Origin of the sequence: Blastococcus tunisiensis (assembly GCF_900112815.1) — a bacterium.
In the GTDB taxonomy this organism is placed as follows: Bacteria; Actinomycetota; Actinomycetes; order Mycobacteriales; family Geodermatophilaceae; genus Blastococcus_B; species Blastococcus_B tunisiensis.
Map to the genome: position 1 here is coordinate 133,953 of NZ_FOND01000002.1, position 18,588 is coordinate 152,540.

25 protein-coding genes are annotated in these 18,588 nt (G+C 75.1%); 12 read left to right on the forward strand and 13 right to left on the reverse strand.

Annotated elements, in window-relative coordinates:
• From BM142_RS03085 to cobT, 5 genes are all read right to left on the reverse strand, one after another.
• Positions 1–282 carry a helix-turn-helix transcriptional regulator gene (locus BM142_RS03085; protein WP_092195320.1) on the reverse strand — a complete coding sequence of 94 codons (282 nt, stop codon included), beginning with the start codon at positions 280–282 and terminating at the stop codon, positions 1–3.
• Positions 279–1,133, reverse strand: coding sequence for an ABC transporter permease (locus BM142_RS03090; RefSeq protein WP_092195321.1), 855 nt, complete (start codon positions 1,131–1,133; stop codon positions 279–281). Before BM142_RS03090 ends, BM142_RS03085 begins: the two co-directional genes overlap by 4 nt.
• Positions 1,130–2,053, reverse strand: coding sequence for an ABC transporter ATP-binding protein (locus BM142_RS03095; protein WP_092195322.1), 924 nt, complete (start codon positions 2,051–2,053; stop codon positions 1,130–1,132). Before BM142_RS03095 ends, BM142_RS03090 begins: the two co-directional genes overlap by 4 nt.
• Positions 2,054–2,106: 53 nt before the next feature.
• Positions 2,107–3,468, reverse strand: coding sequence for a uroporphyrinogen-III C-methyltransferase (gene cobA / locus BM142_RS03100; protein ID WP_092195323.1), 1,362 nt, complete (start codon positions 3,466–3,468; stop codon positions 2,107–2,109).
• Between the two features lie 73 nt (positions 3,469–3,541).
• Entirely contained in the window at positions 3,542–4,630 is a 1,089-nt protein-coding gene (cobT, locus tag BM142_RS03105; protein WP_254790531.1) for a nicotinate-nucleotide--dimethylbenzimidazole phosphoribosyltransferase, read from the reverse strand.
• A gap of 163 nt (positions 4,631–4,793) precedes the next feature.
• Here cobT and BM142_RS03110 point away from each other — a divergent pair, with 163 nt between their 5' ends.
• From BM142_RS03110 to BM142_RS03125, 4 genes are read left to right on the forward strand one after another with little or no spacing between them, the layout of a single operon-like run.
• A complete protein-coding gene (locus BM142_RS03110) occupies positions 4,794–5,258 on the forward strand; it encodes a hypothetical protein (RefSeq protein WP_217640543.1) in 465 nt (154 codons plus the stop codon).
• Positions 5,255–5,548: a transcriptional regulator gene (locus BM142_RS03115; protein ID WP_092195325.1), complete on the forward strand. Its 294-nt coding sequence runs from the start codon at positions 5,255–5,257 to the stop codon at positions 5,546–5,548. The genes BM142_RS03110 and BM142_RS03115 overlap by 4 nt, the downstream gene beginning before the upstream one ends.
• Positions 5,549–5,566: 18 nt before the next feature.
• Complete coding sequence (locus BM142_RS03120) at positions 5,567–6,625, forward strand: AbrB family transcriptional regulator (RefSeq protein WP_092195326.1); 1,059 nt, start codon at positions 5,567–5,569, stop codon at positions 6,623–6,625.
• Positions 6,626–6,660: 35 nt separating this feature from the next.
• Positions 6,661–6,957 (forward strand): hypothetical protein, encoded by a 297-nt coding sequence (locus BM142_RS03125; protein ID WP_254790497.1) that lies wholly within the window; start codon positions 6,661–6,663, stop codon positions 6,955–6,957.
• 4 nt (positions 6,958–6,961) lie between these two features.
• Here the strand turns inward: BM142_RS03125 and BM142_RS03130 are convergent, their stop codons facing one another.
• Positions 6,962–7,459 (reverse strand): type II toxin-antitoxin system PemK/MazF family toxin, encoded by a 498-nt coding sequence (locus BM142_RS03130; RefSeq protein WP_092195327.1) that lies wholly within the window; start codon positions 7,457–7,459, stop codon positions 6,962–6,964.
• Positions 7,460–7,609: 150 nt separating this feature from the next.
• Between BM142_RS03130 and BM142_RS03135 the strand changes: the two genes are divergently transcribed.
• Complete coding sequence (locus tag BM142_RS03135) at positions 7,610–7,801, forward strand: hypothetical protein (RefSeq protein ID WP_092195328.1); 192 nt, start codon at positions 7,610–7,612, stop codon at positions 7,799–7,801.
• 99 nt (positions 7,802–7,900) lie between these two features.
• Here BM142_RS03135 and BM142_RS03140 read toward each other — a convergent pair whose 3' ends face one another.
• Together BM142_RS03140 and BM142_RS03145 are read right to left on the reverse strand one after the other, a co-directional pair.
• A complete protein-coding gene (locus BM142_RS03140; protein WP_092195329.1) occupies positions 7,901–8,326 on the reverse strand; it encodes a VOC family protein in 426 nt (141 codons plus the stop codon).
• A gap of 82 nt (positions 8,327–8,408) precedes the next feature.
• Complete coding sequence (locus tag BM142_RS03145) at positions 8,409–9,029, reverse strand: MSMEG_1061 family FMN-dependent PPOX-type flavoprotein (RefSeq protein WP_254790498.1); 621 nt, start codon at positions 9,027–9,029, stop codon at positions 8,409–8,411.
• 44 nt (positions 9,030–9,073) lie between these two features.
• On the opposite strand from BM142_RS03145, the gene BM142_RS03150 reads away from it, so the two are divergent.
• A complete protein-coding gene (locus tag BM142_RS03150; RefSeq protein ID WP_092195330.1) occupies positions 9,074–9,463 on the forward strand; it encodes an acyl-CoA thioesterase in 390 nt (129 codons plus the stop codon).
• Between the two features lie 3 nt (positions 9,464–9,466).
• Here BM142_RS03150 and BM142_RS03155 read toward each other — a convergent pair whose 3' ends face one another.
• From BM142_RS03155 to yczR, 3 genes are all read right to left on the reverse strand, one after another.
• On the reverse strand, positions 9,467–10,165 hold the full coding sequence (locus BM142_RS03155) for a lysophospholipid acyltransferase family protein (RefSeq protein ID WP_254790499.1): 699 nt from the start codon (positions 10,163–10,165) through the stop codon (positions 9,467–9,469).
• 53 nt (positions 10,166–10,218) lie between these two features.
• The gene (locus BM142_RS03160; protein ID WP_175527072.1) at positions 10,219–10,962 is read right to left on the reverse strand and encodes a PAS and ANTAR domain-containing protein; all 744 of its coding nucleotides are present in this window, start codon (positions 10,960–10,962) and stop codon (positions 10,219–10,221) included.
• Positions 10,963–11,231: 269 nt separating this feature from the next.
• A complete protein-coding gene (yczR, locus tag BM142_RS03165) occupies positions 11,232–12,677 on the reverse strand; it encodes a MocR-like transcription factor YczR (RefSeq protein ID WP_092195333.1) in 1,446 nt (481 codons plus the stop codon).
• 60 nt (positions 12,678–12,737) lie between these two features.
• On the opposite strand from yczR, the gene BM142_RS03170 reads away from it, so the two are divergent.
• The 4 genes from BM142_RS03170 (at position 12,738) to BM142_RS03185 (ending at position 14,878) form a co-directional block, all read left to right on the forward strand.
• Positions 12,738–13,073 (forward strand): hypothetical protein, encoded by a 336-nt coding sequence (locus tag BM142_RS03170; protein ID WP_139228748.1) that lies wholly within the window; start codon positions 12,738–12,740, stop codon positions 13,071–13,073.
• A gap of 11 nt (positions 13,074–13,084) precedes the next feature.
• Positions 13,085–13,642, forward strand: coding sequence for a peptide deformylase (def, locus tag BM142_RS03175; RefSeq protein WP_092195335.1), 558 nt, complete (start codon positions 13,085–13,087; stop codon positions 13,640–13,642).
• Positions 13,643–13,717: 75 nt separating this feature from the next.
• Positions 13,718–14,221: an FBP domain-containing protein gene (locus BM142_RS03180; protein ID WP_092195336.1), complete on the forward strand. Its 504-nt coding sequence runs from the start codon at positions 13,718–13,720 to the stop codon at positions 14,219–14,221.
• Positions 14,222–14,260: 39 nt separating this feature from the next.
• Positions 14,261–14,878 carry a flavodoxin family protein gene (locus tag BM142_RS03185; protein ID WP_092195337.1) on the forward strand — a complete coding sequence of 206 codons (618 nt, stop codon included), beginning with the start codon at positions 14,261–14,263 and terminating at the stop codon, positions 14,876–14,878.
• On the opposite strand, the gene BM142_RS03190 is transcribed toward BM142_RS03185, so the two are convergent.
• The gene (locus BM142_RS03190) at positions 14,863–16,101 is read right to left on the reverse strand and encodes an MFS transporter (RefSeq protein ID WP_092195547.1); all 1,239 of its coding nucleotides are present in this window, start codon (positions 16,099–16,101) and stop codon (positions 14,863–14,865) included. The two genes, BM142_RS03185 and BM142_RS03190, sit on opposite strands and share 16 nt — an antisense overlap.
• 92 nt (positions 16,102–16,193) lie before the next feature.
• Here BM142_RS03190 and BM142_RS03195 point away from each other — a divergent pair, with 92 nt between their 5' ends.
• On the forward strand, positions 16,194–17,372 hold the full coding sequence (locus tag BM142_RS03195; protein ID WP_092195548.1) for a glucose-1-phosphate adenylyltransferase family protein: 1,179 nt from the start codon (positions 16,194–16,196) through the stop codon (positions 17,370–17,372).
• A 5-nt stretch (positions 17,373–17,377) separates the two neighbouring features.
• Here BM142_RS03195 and BM142_RS03200 read toward each other — a convergent pair whose 3' ends face one another.
• Entirely contained in the window at positions 17,378–18,055 is a 678-nt protein-coding gene (locus BM142_RS03200) for a DUF4383 domain-containing protein (protein ID WP_092195338.1), read from the reverse strand.
• Between the two features lie 102 nt (positions 18,056–18,157).
• On the opposite strand from BM142_RS03200, the gene BM142_RS24805 reads away from it, so the two are divergent.
• Complete coding sequence (locus BM142_RS24805) at positions 18,158–18,535, forward strand: tetratricopeptide repeat protein (RefSeq protein WP_254790500.1); 378 nt, start codon at positions 18,158–18,160, stop codon at positions 18,533–18,535.
• Positions 18,536–18,588: the final 53 nt, after the last annotated feature.

Here is an 18,588-nt window from a genome sequence, read left to right on the forward strand (position 1 = left end):
TCAGGCGGTCCGGTCCGACGGCGACCCGTCGTCCACCGGGCGAAGGTCGCTGATCCGGGGGAAGGGCCTGGTCGAGAAGATCGTCTCCACGGGCAGGCCGAAGAACTCCGCGATCCGCAGGGCCAGGTGCAGGCTCGGGTTGTACTCGCCGCGCTCCAGGTAGCCGACGGTCTGGTAGTGGACGCCCAGTGCGTCCGACAGCTCCCTCCGGGACACCCCCTGCTCGGCCCGCAGCAGCGCGATCCGGTTGTGGACGGCGTCGCCGCCGCGGTCGGCGTTCACTTGACCCACTGCAGGGCCGCCTCCTTGGCCTCGAGCACCTGGGAGCCGGACGTCCGGCGGGCCATCCGGCGCAGGACCCGGGGCGTGACCAGCAGCCCGAACAGCGCCCACGCGCCCAGGACGAGCACGGTCATGCCGGTGCGCCAGGAGTCGCCGATCTCGATGGTGGCGGCGGCGTCCGGCAGGAACGCCGAGCGCATGCCGAGACCGATCCAGTAGGTGGGGAAGATCTGGGCCACCACCTGCACCCAGCCCCACATGGCCTGGATGGGGACGAAGATCCCCGAGATGAAGGTGAGCACGATGACCGGCAGCATCCCCCAGGTCCCCACCTTCTGGACGCTCGGGACGACGGAGCCCAGGATCATGCCGAGCGGCAGGGTGGCGAGCAGTCCCAGGACGGCGACCCAGGCGACGGTGGCCCAGCCGGCGAGGCCGTTGCTCATCACGTCGTCGAAGAGCAGGAAGCTCGGCACCAGGATGACCAGCAGCAGCGGCAGCAGGCCGAGCGAGTGGTAGAGCAGCTGCCCGGTGACGTAGCCCTGCATCCCGTGCGGCAGGGCCTTGTGCCGCAGCAGCGTGCCGTCCTCGCGCTCCATGGCGAGCGCGTACGCCGGGCCGATCACCACGCCGAAGGCCAGCAGGGCCCCGAGGATGCTCGGCAGCGCGAAGGTGGGCAGCAGCAGGTCGGTGCCCTCGATCTCGCTGTCCCGGTTGGCCCACAGGTAGGCCAGCGTGGCGACGCCCATGAACAGGTAGAAGCCTTGGTCCTGCGTGCTGCGCAGGCTCAGCAGGAACTCGGTCCAGCCCCGGCGCAGCCCGAGCCCGATCGCGTGCCGGGTGGGGTTCATCGGGAGACCTCCGCGAGGGCGGGTGCGGTCCGGTCGCCGGACTCGAACCGCTGGACCATGGCGATGTAGGTGTCCTCGAGGCTGGCGCGGCGGACCTCGAGGTCGGTGATCTCCTCGCCGTGCTGCTCGAACAGCCGGCGGACGAAGGGAGTGGCGTCCTCGGTCGCGTGCACGAAGCGCTCCCCGCCGCGCGACCAGCGCACCTCGGCGGTGCCGGCCACCTGGCGGGTGAGCTCGTCGGCGCTGCCGTCGGCGACGATCCGGCCGGCCGCGAGGATGAGGATCCGGTCGGCCAGCCGCTCGGCCTCGGCGAGGTCGTGGGTGGTGAGCAGGATGCTGGTGCCCTCCAGGTCCGACAGCCGGTGCACCAGGTCGTGGAAGTCGCGGCGGGCCTGCGGGTCGAAGCCGGCGGTGGGCTCGTCGAGGAACAGCAGCTCGGGACGCCCGATGATGCCCATCGCGACGTCCAGCCGTCGCCGCTGGCCCCCCGAGAGCGTGCCGATCTTCCGGTCCGCGTTCTCGGTGAGCCCGACGGTGTCCAGCAGCCACTCCAGCTCGTAGGGCCGCGGGTGCGTCGCCGTCGAGTAGGGGGCGAAGTAGCCGCCGAGCTGCTCCAGCAGCCGGCGTGGGGTCCAGCGGGCGTGGTCGCGCCACGACTGCAGGACGACCCCCACCCGGGCCCGCCAGGCGTCGCCCGCCTGCGCGGGATCCTCGCCGAGGACCCGGACGTCGCCTCCGGAGCGCACCCGGAAGCCCTCCAGGATCTCGATGGTCGTGGTCTTGCCGGCCCCGTTGGGGCCCAGCAGGCAGACCACCTCGCCCGGGTGCACCTCGAAGTCGACGCCGGTGAGGACGTCGTGGCTGCCGTAGGTCATCTGCAGGCCGGCGACCCGGACGACCGGCTCGAACGGGGGGCTCATGGCCGGTGATAGTAGGACTGCTACATCGACAGCACTAGTGCTTTCGGTGCGGCTCAGTCCGGATCTGCGTCCTCGGTGCCGTGCCGTGGGGAGGTGCCGTGCGGTGGGGAGGTGCCGTGCGGTGGGGAGGTGCCGTGCGGTGGGGAGGTGCCGTGCGGTGGGGAGGTGTCGTGCGGGCCGCCCAGCTCCACCACGCCCCCGACCACCCACACGGCGGGTGGCCGGACGCCCTCCTCGACGACGGCCCGGGGGAGGTGGGCGAGCGTCGTCCGGACGGTGCGCTGCGCGGGCGTGGAGCCGTCGCTGACCACGGCCACCGGGGTGTCCGGCGCCCGCCCGTGCTCCACCAGCGCCGCGGCGATCGCGGGGGCCGTGTCCACGCCCATGAGGACGACGACGGTGCCGCGCAGCCGGGCGATCGCGGCCCAGTCGACCAGCGACTGCGGATGCCCGGGCGGCAGGTGCCCGGAGACGACGACGAACTCGTGGGTGAGCCCGCGGTGGGTGACCGGGATGCCGGCCAGCCCCGGGACGGCGATGGCGCTCGTGACGCCGGGGACCACCTCCACCGGGACGCCGGCCGCAAGGCAGGCCTCGACCTCCTCCATGCCGCGGCCGAACACGAACGGGTCGCCGCCCTTGAGCCGGACCACCCGCTTGCCGGCGAGCGCCCGCTCCACCAGCAGCGCGTTGATCTGCTCCTGGGCCATCGACCGGCCGCGCGGCAGCTTCGAGGCGTCCACGACCTCCACGGACGGCGGCAGGGTCTCCAGCAGGGTCAGCGGCGCCAGGTGGTCGGCGACGACGACGTCGGCCTGCGCGACCGCCTGCCGGCCGCGCACGGTGATCAGCCCCGGATCACCCGGTCCGCCGCCGACGAGGACGACGCTCCCGCCCCGGGCCACCGTCGGGGTGCGGGCGGCGCGGTCGGCGATGCTGCCGTCGGTGAGACCGGCCACGACGGCGTCCCGCACGCCGATCGCCCGCTGCGGGTCGCCCCCGCCGTGCACGCCGACGACCAGTTCCCCGTGCCGGGCGACCGCCGGCGTCCAGACGCTCGACGCCGACCGGTCGTCGGCCCGGGCGCAGAAGATGCGGGCCCGCTCGGCCTCCTCGGCGACGGCGGCGTTGACCGCGGGGTCGTCGGTGGCGGCCACGGCGTACCAGGCGCCGTGGAGGTCCCCGGGCTCGTACCCGCGCCGCACCCACCTCAGCGAGCCGGGCTCGACGAGTGCCTCCAGGGCCGGGGTGACCTCCGGCGACACCACCGTGACCCGGGCCCGCGCCGCGAGCAGGCCGGCGACCCGCCGGTGCGCCACCTGCCCCCCGCCGACCACGACGACGCGGCGGTCGTGCAGCCGGAGTCCGACCGGGTAGACCACCCCGCTCGCCGGGTCGACGGGAGTGGCGCTCACACTCGCTCCTCGCCGGCGCTCGCCGCGAACGTGACCGGCGCTGCTCTGCCCATGGGTGAGCTCGCGAGCTCGCTCACTTCTCGGTGACCCCGGCGGAGTCGAAGGTGGCCACGTCGCGCAGCGCCCGGGCCGCGCTCGCCACGAGCGGGAGCGCGAGCAGGGCGCCAGTGCCCTCGCCGAGCCGGAGGTCGAGGCCGAGCAGCGGGCGCAGGCCCAGCGACTCCAGCGCGAGAGCGTGCCCCGGCTCGACCGACGTGTGCCCGGCCAGCGCGTACTGGATCGCGGGAGGGCACAGCCCGGCGGCGACGAGGGCCGCGGAGCCGGCGATCGCGCCGTCCAGCAGCACCGGCACGCGGGCGGCCGCGGCGCCGAGCACGAACCCGGCCAGCGCCGCGTGCTCGAGCCCGCCCACCTCGGCGAGCGCGGCGAGGGCCGCGGCCGGCGTGGCCGGGCGGGACGGGATCCGGGAGACCGCCCGCCCGACCACCGCCACCTTGCGCGCCAGGGTCGGGTCGTCGACGCCGGTGCCGCGGCCGGTCGCCGCGGCCGGGGCGGCGCCGGTGAAGGCGCACACCAGTGCGGCCGACGCCGTGGTGTTGGCGATGCCCATGTCGCCGGTGATCAGGCACGGCGACGCGGTGGCCAGCCGGGTGGCGACCTCGATGCCGGCCTCCACCGCCCGCCGGGCCTCGTCGAGGGTCATGGCCGGGCCCTCGGCCAGGTCGGCGGTGCCCGGGCGGATCCTGCGGTCCAGCAGGCCGTCGGCGGGGTCCAGCGGCGCGGCCACCCCGACGTCGACGACCACCACCTCGGCACCGAGCTCGGCGGCGAAGGCGTTGACGACGGCGCCGCCGGCCAGGAAGTTCGCGACCATCTGCGCGGTGACCTCCTGCGGCCACGGCGTCACGCCCTGGGCGTGCACCCCGTGGTCCGCGGCGAAGACGGCGACCACCGCGGGAACCGGAAGGGGAGCCGGGCAGCTGCCGGCGATGCCGGCCAGCTGCGTGGCGACGTCCTCGAGCACGCCGAGGGAGCCCGGTGGCTTGGTCATCCGGTCCAGGCGCTCGCGGGCCGCCTGCTCGGCGGCGGCGTCGCGGGGGACGACGGCGTCGATCGTGTCGCCCAGCAGGGTGCCGGCGAAGGGGTTCGGGTCGGTGTTCAGCGGATCTCCTCGGCAGCGGGTTCTCCGGACAGGATCCCAGCGCCTGCGGGGGCCGACGCGGGGGAGGTGCGCCGCGGCACTCCGGGAGGCATGAGAGCACGACCGTGTAACGGCCGTGTGCACGACTTGACGGATCGGAAAGTCGCCGGCCATGCTTTCCGACATGGAAAGCGACGGTGGGTCGATGGACACGGCGGCAGCCGCGGCGGAGCTCACCGCGCTGCGGGCCGACCGGGCGGCGCTCGCCGAGCGCGTCGTCCAGCCCTGGTGGTACGACGTGCTGCTCGGTCTCCTGGTGTTCCTCTTCCTGGGCAGCTACGCCACGCACGACTGGTGGCTCATCGGCGGCGCGGGGGTGCTGTTCGCCGTCGGCCTGTGGGGTCTGACGCTGGTCTACCGGCGGCTCACCGGCATGTGGGTCAGCGGGCTGCGGCCGGGGCCGACCCAGCGGGCGATGACCGTGTGGTTCTGGTGCTGCGTGACCTGGGGCGGCGCCGCCCTGCTCGACCTGGCCGTCGGCCTGCCGTGGCTCGTGGTCGGCGCGTCGGCCGGCTGTGCCGTCGCCGTGGTGTTCGTGAGCCGGTGGTGGACGCGGATCTACGTCGCCGAGCTGCGCGGCGAGCTGTGACCGCCGTCCGGCCGCGGTTCGACCCGGTCGTGCACGCGCCGCCCCGGCTGCAGGTGTGCGGCCTGCTCGCCGTCGTCGACACGATGGACTTCGCCGTCGTGCGCGAGCAGATCGGCGTCAGCGACTCGGTGCTCTCCAAGCACGTCAAGCAGCTGGAGGAGGCGGGGTACGTGACGGTCCGCAAGTCCACCCGCGCCTCCCGGGTGCGCACCAGCCTGTCGCTCACGGCGGCGGGGCGGTCGGCCTTCGACGCGCACGTGGCGGAGCTGCGGCGGATCACCGGGGGCTGACCGGGCAGAGTGTCGCCCGTGGGGGACCGGGGCCGGGAGCTGCTCGACCTCGCCGCGGTCGTGGCCGCAGCGGTCGTGGCGAGCGTCGGGTTCGCCGCCCTGGGGCTGCCCTCGCCCGCGCTCTTCGGCGGACTGCTCGCCGGGCTGGTCCGTGCGCTCGGGTTCCGCGGGCGGGCCACCGTCCCGCGGGCGGCCGCGAGCGCCGGGCAGGCGACGATCGGGGTCGCGATGGGCTCGCTGGTCGACCTGGAGACCCTGCGGGCCGTCGGGGCCAACTGGCTGCCCGTCCTGCTGGTGACCGTCGGGACGCTCGCCCTGAGCCTGGGCGCGGGGCTGGTGCTCCGCCTCCAGCGCGGGATCAGCCCGGTCACCGGCGCCTTCGCCATGATCGCCGGCGGTGCCTCCGGGATCGTCGCGATGGCCCGCGACCTCGGGGCCGACGCGCGCATGGTGGCCGTGCTGCAGTACCTGCGGGTGCTGCTGATCGTCGTCCTCATGCCCGTGGTCGCCACCGTCGGCTTCGGCGCGCAGAGCGGGGCGGCCGCGGCGGTGGCGGACGACGTCCCCGGCTGGCCGGCCGGGGTGCTGTTCACGGTCGGCTGCGCAGTGGGTGGGCTGGTCGTCGGCCGGCTGGTGCGGCTGCCGGTGGCGTCGCTGCTGGGCCCGCTCGTGGCCGCCGCCGTCGTCGACCTCACCGGCCTGGGCGGTGGGGCGGAGGTGCCCGGCCTGCTCGGCAGCGCCGCCTTCCTCGTGATCGGGCTCCAGGTCGGCGTCAGCTTCACCCGCGAGAGCCTGCGGACCATCGGCCGCGCGCTGCCCCTGGCGCTCGGCGTCATCCTCGCCCTCGTGGCGGCCTCGGCCGGCCTGGGCGCGGTGCTGTCGGCCACGACCGGCGTCAGCGCCCTGGACGGCTACCTCGCCACCACCCCGGGCGGGCTCTACGCCGTGCTGGCCACGGCGAGCGACATCGGCGCCGACGTCACGTTCGTGCTGGCCGTCCAGGTGCTGCGGCTGTTCGTCATGCTGCTGAGCGCTCCGCTGGTGGCCCGGTGGCTGCGCGGGCCGGCCGAGGGCTGACCGGAGGGCCCCGGCGCGCCTACCCTGGCGGACCGGTGGACCACAGGGAGGCAGAACTGTCCGAGGACGCAGCAGCCGGGCGCGCGGAGGCCGGGACGGGCACGGACGACGACGCCGTGCTCCTCTTCGTCGGCGGGCCGCTCGACGGCCGGGTGGAGATCCGCGCGGCGCGGCACGGCGAGCCGCTGCCGACGGTGACGCACGTCCACCTGCACGACGGCCCGAAGGTCGTCCACCGCTACGACCTGGAGCCCCTGGTGGAGGGCGGCGGCGTCTACAACCTGCGCCCGCCGGCCCGGAGATCCTCGCGCGAGGACTCCGTCCCGGACTGAGGGGCTACCAGCCCTGCACCCTGCGGGCCTCGGCGACGACCCGGTCGAACCGCGCCTCGTCGAGGGCGGCGCCCTCGCGGCGGACGGCCTCCGGGTCGAGCTCGAGCAGCCGGTCGAGGCGGACCTCGCTCGGCCGCCCCCGCGAGTCCCAGGACCCGGCACCGATGTCGGTCCAGATCCGACCGTGGCGGGCCTCGTCGGCGGCGTCCCGGTCGTGGTCCTTGCTGCTGAGCATCAGACCCAGCAGGTCCGCACCCCGCCGGCCGATGACGAGGACGGGCCGGTCCTTCCCGCGACCGTCGCCCTCGTCATAGGGCACCCACGTCCAGACGATCTCGCCCGGGTCGGGCCGGCCGTCCGCGTGCGGCCGGTACGCCAGGTCCAGCCCGTCGGGCGTGACCCGGGACGACCGTCCCGCGCCGGGCCGCCCGGGCCGGACCGCGCCGCGGACGAGGCCGGTGACCCGGCCGACCAGCCGGCGGATGCTTCCCTGGTGCGCCATGCCGGCACGGTACGTGCGTCGATGATCCGTGCGCTGGTGTCTCGTGTGACACATCGGCACCATCTGCTCACGGACAGGGTTGGATCCGCCCGGCGCGGGGCACCCTGCCCGGACGGGGTACGCAGTAGCGCCCCGGGAGACGGGGGCCCAGTGACGACGTCCGAACCCGCGCGCCCGGCGGTGCCCCGCGCCCCGGAGGTCCAGGCCAGCGTGCTCGCCGCCCTCCAGCTCGTCGAGGACGCGCGGGTGCTCGGCAGCGGCCGCCGTCGCCCGCGGGCACGCACCCTGGCCGAGCGCGCCGTCGCCGACCGCAAGCTGCTCCGGGACCTGCGCGCCCGCTGACGACGGACGCCCGGAAGGGCCTCGTCCCCCTCACGGTTCGCAGGCTCACCGCGAGCCTCTGGACGAGGCCATTCGCCCTCGCACGCTCGGGGACGGACCTCAGGCCACGCAGAACTCGTTCCCTTCCGGGTCGGCCATCGTGACCCAGGCGTACGGCCCCTGCGAGGCACGCCAGAGCTCGGTCGCGCCCAGCCCCAGCAGCCGGGCGACCTCGGCGTCCTGCCGTTCCGGGCCCACCCGCACGTCCAGGTGCACCCGGTTCTTGCCCTGCCGGGGTTCCTCGCTCCGCTGGAAGAGCACCCGCGGCCGGTGCGGGTCGGGCGAGGTGATCGCGGCGCCGGCCCGCCAGACCAGTGCGCCGCGGTGCCGGGTGGTGTCCGCCTCCGACGCGGCGCCGGTGCGGACCATCTCCCGGATGAAGGACTCGTCCTGCGGCTCCACCTGCCAGCCGAGCGCCTCGGCCCACCAGTCGGCCAGCTCGTGCGGCGCGGCGCAGTCGATCGTCACCTGGAAGTCGAACGCCATGGCCGAAGCGTGACGTGCTGGAACGGCCCCGTCCAGGGGTCCGCCCTGAGCGGGCGAAAGGGTGGGGAGGACGGGGGTCCTTCTAGAGCTCCTGCGCGAGGTCCGCCCGGATCGTCGCGTCGTCGGGCAGGTCGGTCTCGAGCGCGCAGTGGTCCTTGAGCACCCGGCCGAACGGGGTCAGCACCCCCGGCTCGAGGCGCCGGGCCGGGTCCCACAGGCCGGAGCGCATGACCGACTTCGGGCACTGGAAGTAGGCCCGCCGGACGGTGAGCACCAGCACCGACAGCGGTGCCCGGCCGAACTCGGTGAGGTCGACCCCCAGGTCGTCCGGCCCCACGATCGCCGTCGTGCCGAACACCCGCAGCGTCTGCTCGACCCCGGGCACGAAGAACAGCAGCGCGGCGCGCGGGTTGGCGGCCAGGTTGCGCAGCCCGTCGACCCGGTTGTTGCCGGGCCGGTCCGGCAGGGCCAGGCGCTGCTCGTCGAGCACGTGCACGAAGCCCGGGTCGCCGCCGCGCGGCGAGACGTCCGGCCAGCCCTCGGCGTCGGCGGTCGCCAGCGTCGCGAAGGGAGAGTGCTCGATGAACTGGCGGCAGTGCGCGTCGAGGTGGCCGATCACCTTGTCCAGCACCAGACCGCCCGGGGTCCGGTACCCGGACAGGACGTCGGTGTCGGAGCGGGCGGGTTCGCGCACGGGATCCACGCGGGCACGGTAGCCCGCGGGGCACGTCGCTACCGTGACGCCCCGTGCCACAGGTCTGGAGCGCCCCCGTCCGGTTCGTCGAGTGCGACCAGCAGGGCATCGTGTTCAACGCCCACTACCTGGTGTGGGCCGACGAGGCCGTGAACACCTGGTGGGCGGAGCTCGGGGTGCCCTGGGCGGAGCTGGACGCGCGGGGCGTCGAGTACGTCGTGGTCGCCAGCGCGCTGGAGTGGCGGTCGTCGGCGCGGTGGGGCGACACCGTCGACGTGGACGCCGACCTGGAGCGGCTCGGCCGGACCAGCGCCACCGTCCGGTTCGCGATCCGGGTGGGGGAGCGGGAGTGCTGCGTCGTCCGGACGACCTACGTGTGCACGGTCGACGGGCGGTCGGCGCCCTGGCCGGACGACGTCCGGGCGCGGCTCACCGGCGGGTGATGCTCACCAGCCGGCCTTCTCCTGGCCGGAGAGCTCGGCGATCCGCTCCATGATCGTGTCGGTCACCTCGCGGCGGGCCCGGTTGCTGCCGGCCCGGCCGCGGTGCTCGGGGAAGGTCAGCGGCTCGCCGAAGACGACGGTGAAGCGGTGCGGCCGCGGCCAGCCGGCGCCGACCGGCTGGATGCGGTCGGTGCCGGTGATCCCCACCGGGACGACGGGGCAGTCGGCGGTCAGTGCCAGCCAGGCCACGCCGGTCTTCCCCCTCGCCAGCCGGCCGTCGCGCGACCGGGTGCCTTCCGGGTAGATGCCGAAGCCGCCACCGGCGTCCAGGACGGTCATCGCCGTGTCGAGCGCCGCCTGTGCGGCCCGGTGGGTGTCCCGCTCGACCGGCAGGGCCCCGAGGGCGGTGAACCAGGTCTTGATGAACCAGCCCTGGAGGCCGGTCCCGGTGAAGTACTCGGCCTTGGCCAGGTAGCCGACCCGCCGGGGCGCCATGAGCGGGATCGCCATGCTGTCGATGAACGACAGGTGGTTGCTGGCGATGATGAAGGGACCGGTGGCCGGCACGTTGCGCCGGCCGACCACGCGCGGCCGGAACACGAGCAGGAACAGGGGTCGCAGGATCAGCCGCGAGATGAGGTAGACCACGCCGCGCTCGCCTCCTCGGGCCGTCGGGTGCACGCCGTCGACGGATGTCGGCACGTGGCTCCGGCATTGTCCCGAAGGGACCGGAGGAGCGGGCACCCAGCCCCGGGTCAGCGCAGTGGCTGGCTCGGGGGGCAGGCGTCCCGGATGATCGCCCGCACGTCGTCGGGGAGGCGGATCTGCCCGGCCGCGGAGCGGGTGATGACCTCCGCGATGTCGCGCACCTTGCGGTGGGTGTGGCTGGAGATGTGTGCCAGCAGGTCGAAGGCGACCTGGTCCCCGCAGTTGGTCAGCAGCATCAGGATGCCCTTGGCCTGCTCGATCGCGGCCCGGCTGGCCATCGCCGCCCGCATCTGCTCGACCTCCGCCTCCAGCGCGCGGGTCCGGTCGGTGGCGTTCGCGCCGTCGCAGGGGCGGCCGTCGGTGAGGTCGACGCAGATGCCCTCGACGCCGGTCACCTCGCCGGTCCGGTCCCGCTGGGGCTCGCCGACGAGGACGACGGCGCGCTCGCACCCGTCGGCGCGGATGACCCGGGTCTCCAGCGCGAAGGCCCGCCCGTCGGCGCCGGCCCGCGTGAGGGCCTCGAGCACGCGGATGCGGTCCTCCGCGTGCTGGTACCGCAGGTACTCCTCCGTGCCCGGCGGCCGGTCGCTGCAGGGCAGGCCGAACAGGGTGAACATCTCCGGCGACCACCACCACCCGCCGCTGCGCAGGTCGTACCGGTAGCGGCCGGCGACGCGCTCGACCGGTGGGTCGCCGACCGTCGGCGCGATCCCCGGGTGCGGGACGGGATCCGCGGCGGGCTCCGTCCGGACGCCCCGCGCCGGTCGGGCGGGTACCCGTGGACGGGACATCGCCGGTGACGCCATGACTTTCCCCCTAGTCAGAGGCGGCCGTTGCTCCCGGTGGCCCACGAGCCGTCCTTCGACTTCGTGGTTCCCCCGCCCCCGGAAGGGTCGGCCGCTCCGCTCCGAGGACCGTACGACGAGTGGCGACACCCCGCACGAGACGGAGGACCGGCGGGTACGGAACTGTCGAGGTCGGAACTCCCCGCCCCCGTCGCGCCGTCACCCTTCGTGCCCGCAGCGCGACCGATGGCGCATGTCGCCGCGGCCGGTCGCGATCAGACGACGGTTCTCGGCCGCGCCGGGGAGCCGCCCCATGCGCCCGAGCGGACTTCGGACTGCACCCGGGCGAGCACCTCGACCGCCCGGTGCAGGTCGGCGACGGGCCGGGTGAACGGCAGCCGAAGGTGGTCGTCGAAGGAGTGCCCCGTGCCGAAGGCGCGGCCCTCCGCGAGCAGCAGCCCCGACGGAGCCGCCCCCGCGACCAGCGCGGCCGAGCCGACACCGGGCGGCAGGCGGCACCACAGGGACAGCCCACCGGCGGGGCGGTGCACCTCCCACTCCGGCAGCCGGGACCCGATGGCGTCGAGCAGCGCGTCCCGGCGCTCGCGCAGCTGGCCCCGCCGGTGCTCGAGCACCTGGTCGAGCCGGCCGAGCAGCGCCGTCGCGGCGAGCTGGTCGAGCAGGCCCACCGACAGCTGGCGGCGGAGCAGGGTGGCGCCGAGCTGGGCGGCCAGGGCCGCATCGGTGCGCAGCCAGCCGACCCGGAGCCCGCCCCAGACCGCCTTCGACAGCCCGCCGACGGTGATCGTCGCGGCGTCGGGCAGGCCGGCGGCGAACGGGGCCAGCGCCTCGCCGTCCAGGTACAGCTCGGCGGCCACCTCGTCGACGACGGAGAGCACCCCCTGCTGCCACAGGGTCGCCGCGAGGCGGCGGCGCCCGGACGCCGAGAGCCGGACGCCGGTCGGGTTGGAGAAGTCGGGGATCACGAACGCCAGCCGGGGGCTGCTCTGCCGGGTGGCCAGGTGTGCCGCGCGGACGAGTGCGTCGGGATCGGACGGGTCGACCGGCACCGGCGTGCAGCGGCCGCCGGCGGCGGCCACCATGCCGAGGATGCTGGGATAGGTCGGGTGCTCCACCAGCACGCGGTCGCCCGGCTGCAGCAGCGTCTCCAGGACCGTGGCGGTGGCGTCGCCGACCCCGGCGGTGATCACCACCTGGTCGGGCTCCGTCGGCAGGCCGCGGGCGGTGAACCGGTCGGCGACGGCGGCCCGCAGCTGCGGCAGCCCGTTCGGCGCGTAGCCGTGCCCGGACAGGTGTGCCGGCAGCGCGGCGAGGGCGTCGGCGTAGGCCGCCGACAGTCCGGGAGCCGCCTCCGGTGCCGCGTGCGCCAGGTCCAGCACCCCGGGAGCGCTGCTCGGCGGGCCCCACAGCGGGCCGGCCTGGGGCAGCTCGGCGACCGTGCCGGACCCGTGCCGCGTGCTGGCGAACCCCTCCTCCCGGAGGACCCGGTAGGCCGACGCCACCGTCACCCGGCTCAGGTCGAGCGCGGCGGCGAGCTCCCGCTCGGCGGGGAGCCGGTGGCCCGACGGCAGCGAGCCGGAGGTCACCAGGTCGCGGATGCGCCGCGCCAGCCCGGCGTAGCGGGGTGCGGGCAGGCCGGCAGCCGGCCCGATCAGCCGCGCCAGCTCCCGGGCTGTGGACTGGTTCTCGACCACTGGCATCAGGCCACCATGCCGGAATGGACCACTTTCGGCAAGGAGGAACGGTGCCACCGTGGTGCCATGACCTCAGGTGGTGTTCTCGCAGTCGTCCTCGTGCTCCTCGGTCTCGGCTACCTCTCGGTGGCCACCCTCGTGGTGACCCTCCGCGGTGGCCGGGGGCCGGGTGCGCCCCCGGCCAGCCATGCCGCGGTGGACCCGGCGGGGTTCCCCGTCCTCCCGGCGGCCCGCGGGGTGATCGAGCCCCGACGCACCGCCCGGCGCCCGGCGACGGCCCGGATCGCCGCCGCCGTCCGCGCCGCGCGGGACGGCCGCACCACCCTGCGGACGTCGTCCGGAGCCGGGCGGCGGCCGGTCCCGGGCGGAGGCCGCACCTCCGCCGGGCTGCCGCGTCCCTAGGATCGGTGCCCATGCGCCTGCCCGGCCGTTACGACGGCGTCGCCCGGCCGATCGTCACCTACGGCAGCAACCCGGTCCTGCACCGGTCGTGCGCCCCGGTGACCGCGTTCGACCGCGACCTCCGCCACCTGCTGCTGGACATGTTCGCCAGCATGGAGGCGGCCGACGGCGTCGGGCTGGCGGCCAACCAGATCGGCGTCGACGCGCGCGTCTTCGTCATCGACTGCCCCGACGCCGAGGGGGAGGACGTCGTCGGCTACGCGGTCAACCCGACGCTGACCATCCTGGCGCCCGTCGGGGACGAGCCGGCCGAGGAGATCACCGAGGAGGGGTGCCTCTCGGTGCCCGGCCCGTACGCCGACCTCCCGCGCGCCTTCCGGGCCCGGGTGGACGGCGTGGACGTCAAGGGCGACCCGCTGTCGATCGAGGCGACCGGCATGGCCGCGCGGTGCCTCCAGCACGAGGTCGACCACCTGAACGGGACGGTGTACGTCGACCTGCTGCCCGAGGAGCACCGCGAGCGGCTGCTGGCCGAGGCCGCGGGGCCGAACGGCGACCTGCCGGCCTGACCGCGGCGAAACTCCGATGACGCGCCGGCCGTCGTCGCCGATCATGGGCGCACCCCACCGGCAAGGAGATCGATCGTGCACGCCCTCACCGAGCAGCAGGTCCGCCGCTCGTTCGTCAACTGCTCGCAGGGCGAGGCCAAGGGGCTGACGCTGCCGAAGGACTTCGCCGACCTCGACTGGGCCGCGCTGGAGCTGCTCGGCTGGCGCGACCCGAAGGCGCCGCTGCGCGGCTACCTCGTCGTCGACACCGGTACCGGTGACGCGATCGCGCCGGTCGGCATCGCGGTGCGCGCCGCGGACACCCGCATGTCGGCCCGCACGGCCGCGATGTGCCTGCTCTGCCAGACGGCGCAGTCCGGTGACGCCGTCTCGCTGTTCACCGCCCGGCGCACCGGTGCAGCCGGCCGGAACGGCAACACCGTCGGCACCTACATGTGCGCCGACCTGGGCTGCGCGCAGCGGGTCCGGACCGAGATCCCGCCGTGGCTGCAGGACCGGGACCCGGCCGAGGTCGTCGCCGGGCGCGCGGCCGAGCTGCGCGGACGGGTGGCCGGGTTCGTCGAGTCCGTCCGCCGATGAATGTGTGAGCGCGGTCGATCGCGGGGCACCTGACCGTGCATGACCGAATCGACCCCGCTCCGCGCCCTCGCCCTCGTCTGCAGCCTCAAGCCCTCGCCGGCACCGTCGAGCAGTGAGCTGCTGGCCCGCCAGATCCTCGACGAGCTCGCGAAGCACGGCGGGACGGGCGACGTGGTGCGCGTGGTGGACCACGACGTCAAGCCCGGCGTCGAGATCGACATGGGGGAGGGCGACGCCTGGCCGGCCATCCGGGAGCAGATGATGGCCGCCGACATCCTCGTCGTCGCCACGCCCACCTGGGTCGGGCACATGAGCAGCGTCGCGCAGCGGGTGCTCGAGCGTCTCGACGGCGAGCTGTCCGAGACCGACGACTCGGGCCGGCCGCTGATCGCCGGCAAGGTCGCGGTCACCGCCGTCGTCGGCAACGAGGACGGCGCGCACAAGATCACCGCCGACCTCTTCCAGGGCCTCAACGACATCGGCTTCACGATCCCGTCGCAGGGCGGCACCTACTGGAACGACGAGGCCATGGGCGGCCGTGACTACAAGGACCTCGACGAGACGCCGGAGGCCGTCGCCTCCACCACGGCCACGCTTGCGGCGAACGCCGCGCACCTGGCCCGCGCGCTGAAGGCCGGCCCCTACCCGGGGAGCTGAGCCACGGACCCGGGTCGCTCGACGGGGGCGAGCGACCCGGTGGTCCGCCGGGCGCGCAGCAGGCCGGCCACGGCCAGGAGCGCCAGGAGGACGACGACGGCGCCGTAGACCTCGGTCGTCCGGGTGAGCCCGAATCCCTGGACGGCGGTCCCGGCCACGATCGCCGGGATGCTGAACGCCAGGTAGCCGACGACGAAGATGCTGGACAGCAGACCGGCCCGGTATCCCGGCGCCACGCCGGCGGTGATGGTGGCGACCGCGCCGAGGAACCCGGCCCCGAAGCCGAATCCGCTGGCCACGGACGCGACGAACAGCAGCACCGCCGAGGTGGTGAACAGGGCCACCAGGGTGGCCGCGACGCCGGCCGTGAAGGTGAGGGCGCCGATCAGCATCGCCCGCTCGGGCGGCGAGGTCCGCAGGGCGAGGGACCCCACGACGCCGTTGCCCTGCATCGCCAGGATCAGCAGGCCACCGGCCAGGTGGTTGTCGATGCCGAAGACGTCCGCGAGCAGCGACGGGCCGAGCGACAGGTAGAGGCCGCCGACCGCCCAGAAGGCGACCAGGAGCGGCAGGGCGACGAGGAACGCGCGCCGGTGCGCCGCCGGCACGTGGACCTGGGGGCGCAGGGACGCGAGCGCACCGGGCAGCCGCGGCGAGCTCTCCGGCAGCAGGTAGGTGCCCAGGGCGGCGAGCAGGAAGACGACGGTCAGGACGCCGAACACCCAGTCGGTGGGCGACGGGACGAACTGGACCAGGAGACCGGCGGCCACCGCCCCGATGGACAGCCCCAGCCCGGGGGAGGCGCTGTTGAGGAACGCCCCCAGTGGCCGGTCCGGGTGCTGCAGGTCCAGCAGCGACGCCCCCAGCGTGCTGGTGAGCGCACCGGTCGCCAGGCCCTGGACCACCCGCGCGGCCAGCAGCCAGCCGACGCCGTCGGCGAACAGGAACAGCGCCATGGCGGCGGCCTCGAGCAGGAACGCGGCGACGAGCACCGGACGCCGCCCCAGGTGGTCGGACAGGCCGCCCACGACCAGCAGCGAGGCGAGCAGCGCGAAGGCGTAGATGCCGAAGACCGCCGTCAGCACGCCGGAGCCGAAGCCGAACTGCTCCTGGTAGACGCGGTACAGCGGGGACGGCACCCCGGACGCGGCGAGCATGAGCACGAGCAGGACGGCGACCGACCAGAAGGCGGCGGTCCGCGGCAGACGTCGGGATTCGGGCACGACACGCAGCAAGCCGGCCGCCGGGCCGACGATTCCCGCCTCCGCGTGTCGCGGTGGGCGTGGCGGGCCCGCCGCGGGGTACGCAGGCGGCCATGGCCCTCCCGCGCATCCTCGTCCTCGTGCTGGCCGGCGGCGCGGGCGGCCGCCTCGAACTGCTCACCGAGCAGCGCGCGAAGCCGGCCGTCCCCTTCGCGGGGGTGTACCGGCTGATCGACTTCCCGCTCAGCAACTGCCAGCACTCGACGATCGACGACGTCTGGGTCTCCGTCCAGTACCACCCGACGTCCCTGGCCCACCACCTCGCCAACGGCCGGCCGTGGGACCTGGACCGCAACTCCGGGGGGCTGCTGACGCTGCCGCCGTTCCAGGGCAGCGACCGCGGTGGCTGGGTGAGCGGCACGGCCAACCTGCTGTGGCGCCAGGCGAACCTGATCCGCGAGTTCGACGCCGACGCCCTCGTGGTCGTCAGCTCCGACGCCGTCTACAAGCTCGACTACCGGGAGGTCGTGGAGTCCCACCTCGGGTCCGGCGCCGAGGTCACGATGGTCACCACCGAGGTCGACGCCGATGACGCGTCCCGCTACGGGATCGTCGAGGTCGACGGCGAACGCGTGACCGGCTACGCCTACAAGCCGGACGAGCCGGCCACGACCACGGCCACCAACGAGGTCTTCGTCTTCACCCCCGGCGCCACGCTCGACCGGCTCGAGGCGCTCGACGACGAGCTGGGGGAGGACGAGCTGGAGGACCTCGGCACCCACCTGCTGCCCGAGCAGACGCGGGACGGCCTGGCCCGGGCGCATCCGCTGCCGGGGTACTGGCGGGACGTCGGGACGGTGCCGGCGTACTGGCAGGCCCACCGCGACTTCCTGTCCGCCGAGCCGCCGATCGACCTGGACGACCCGGCCTGGCCGCTGCACACCCGCGGCGGCCGGCGCAGCGCCGCCCGCGTCCTGCCGGGGGCGGTGGCCGAGGAGAGCCTCATCTCCGGGGGGACCCGCGTCGGAGGGGAGGTCCGGGGCAGCGTGCTGTCACCGGGGGTGGTGGTGGAGAAGGGCGCGACGGTCGTGGACTCGGTGCTGCTCCCCGGTGTGCGCGTGCGGGCGGGGGCTCGAGTCGTGCGTGCCGTCCTCGACGACCACGTCGAGGTGGGGGAGCGCGCGGCCGTCGGCGGGGACGGCGAGATCACGCTGGTCGGGCGCCGGATGCAGGTCGAGGCCGGCAGCGAGGTCCCCGCCGGCGCGCGGCTGCCCGATCCCGAGCAGGACTGAACGGTTCAGGACGAGCGCGCGTCGAACTCCATCCAGACCCGGCGCCGGTCGCCCCGCGAGTGCACCCGCGCCATCGCCTCCACGCGGCGGCGCTGGTCCACGGTGGCGACGTGGTTCACGACCGCGACCTCGGCGTCCCGCATCGCCCGCTCCGCCGCGAACTCCGCCGGCGTGGACGGGAAGGACTCGGGCGGGCCGGCGTCGTCGGTGGCCGGGCGGGCGTACGGGCTGTCGGCCGGCAGGTTGCCGCTCACCCGGCCGTAGGCGCCCAGCAGCAGGAGGAGCAGCCCGGCGACGACGGAGAAGGCGACGTTCTCCATCTCGAAGGCCAGCACGTTGAACGACGTCCGGAGCGCGGCGAGGTTCGCCAGCGCGGAGACCAGGAACAGCGTCCCGACGACCATCATCACCGTCGAGGCCACCCGCGGGCTGCGCAGCGCGGCGACGACCAGCACCACCGCCGTGACGACGGAGACGGTCGACAGCAGGCCGTTCGAGGACATGCCGAGGATCGGGGAGCCGTCGGTGGAGAAGAAGTCCAGGCCCCCGGCGAAACCGAGCAGGCCGAACACGCCGATCACCGCGGCGACGGCGAGGGCCCCCACCCGCTGGACCCGGAAGACCCAGGGATCGCGGGACGGGCGGTCGGCGGAGGTGGAGCGGGCGGAGTGGCGCAGCTGCATCGGAACTCCTCGGCAGAGCGGGTGATACTCCGTCTTCCCCCCGGGACGCCGATCCGGATGCGACCCGGGAAGCGCGCGGTGCGCCCGGTGGTTGTCCCGCACGTGACGTACCAGCCCGACGAGCTCGACCTGCACCCCGCCGACCCGCACCCCGCCGACCCGCGTCCCGTCGACCTGCATTCGGAGTTCCTGCGGGCCGACCTGCTGCTGGCGATGGGGCAGCCCGCAGCGGCCTCCCGCATCCTGCAGCGCGTCGTCGACGCCGAGCCCACCAACGAGGCGGCTCTCGAACTGCTCGCGCGGGCCTACTTCGGCTCTGCTCAGCTGGCGCGGTCCGAGGACGCCCTGACCCGGCTGGTCCACCTCGCCCCGGCCAACGGCTGGGCCCGGCGGGCGCTGGCCCGGACGCTGGAGCGGCAGAGCCGCGGGCCCGAGGCCGTGCCGCACCACCGCATGGCCGACGCGCTCGGCGCCGAGTGAGCGTGGCGCTCGGCGCCGAGTGAGCGTGGCGCTCGGCGCCGAGTGAGCGTGGC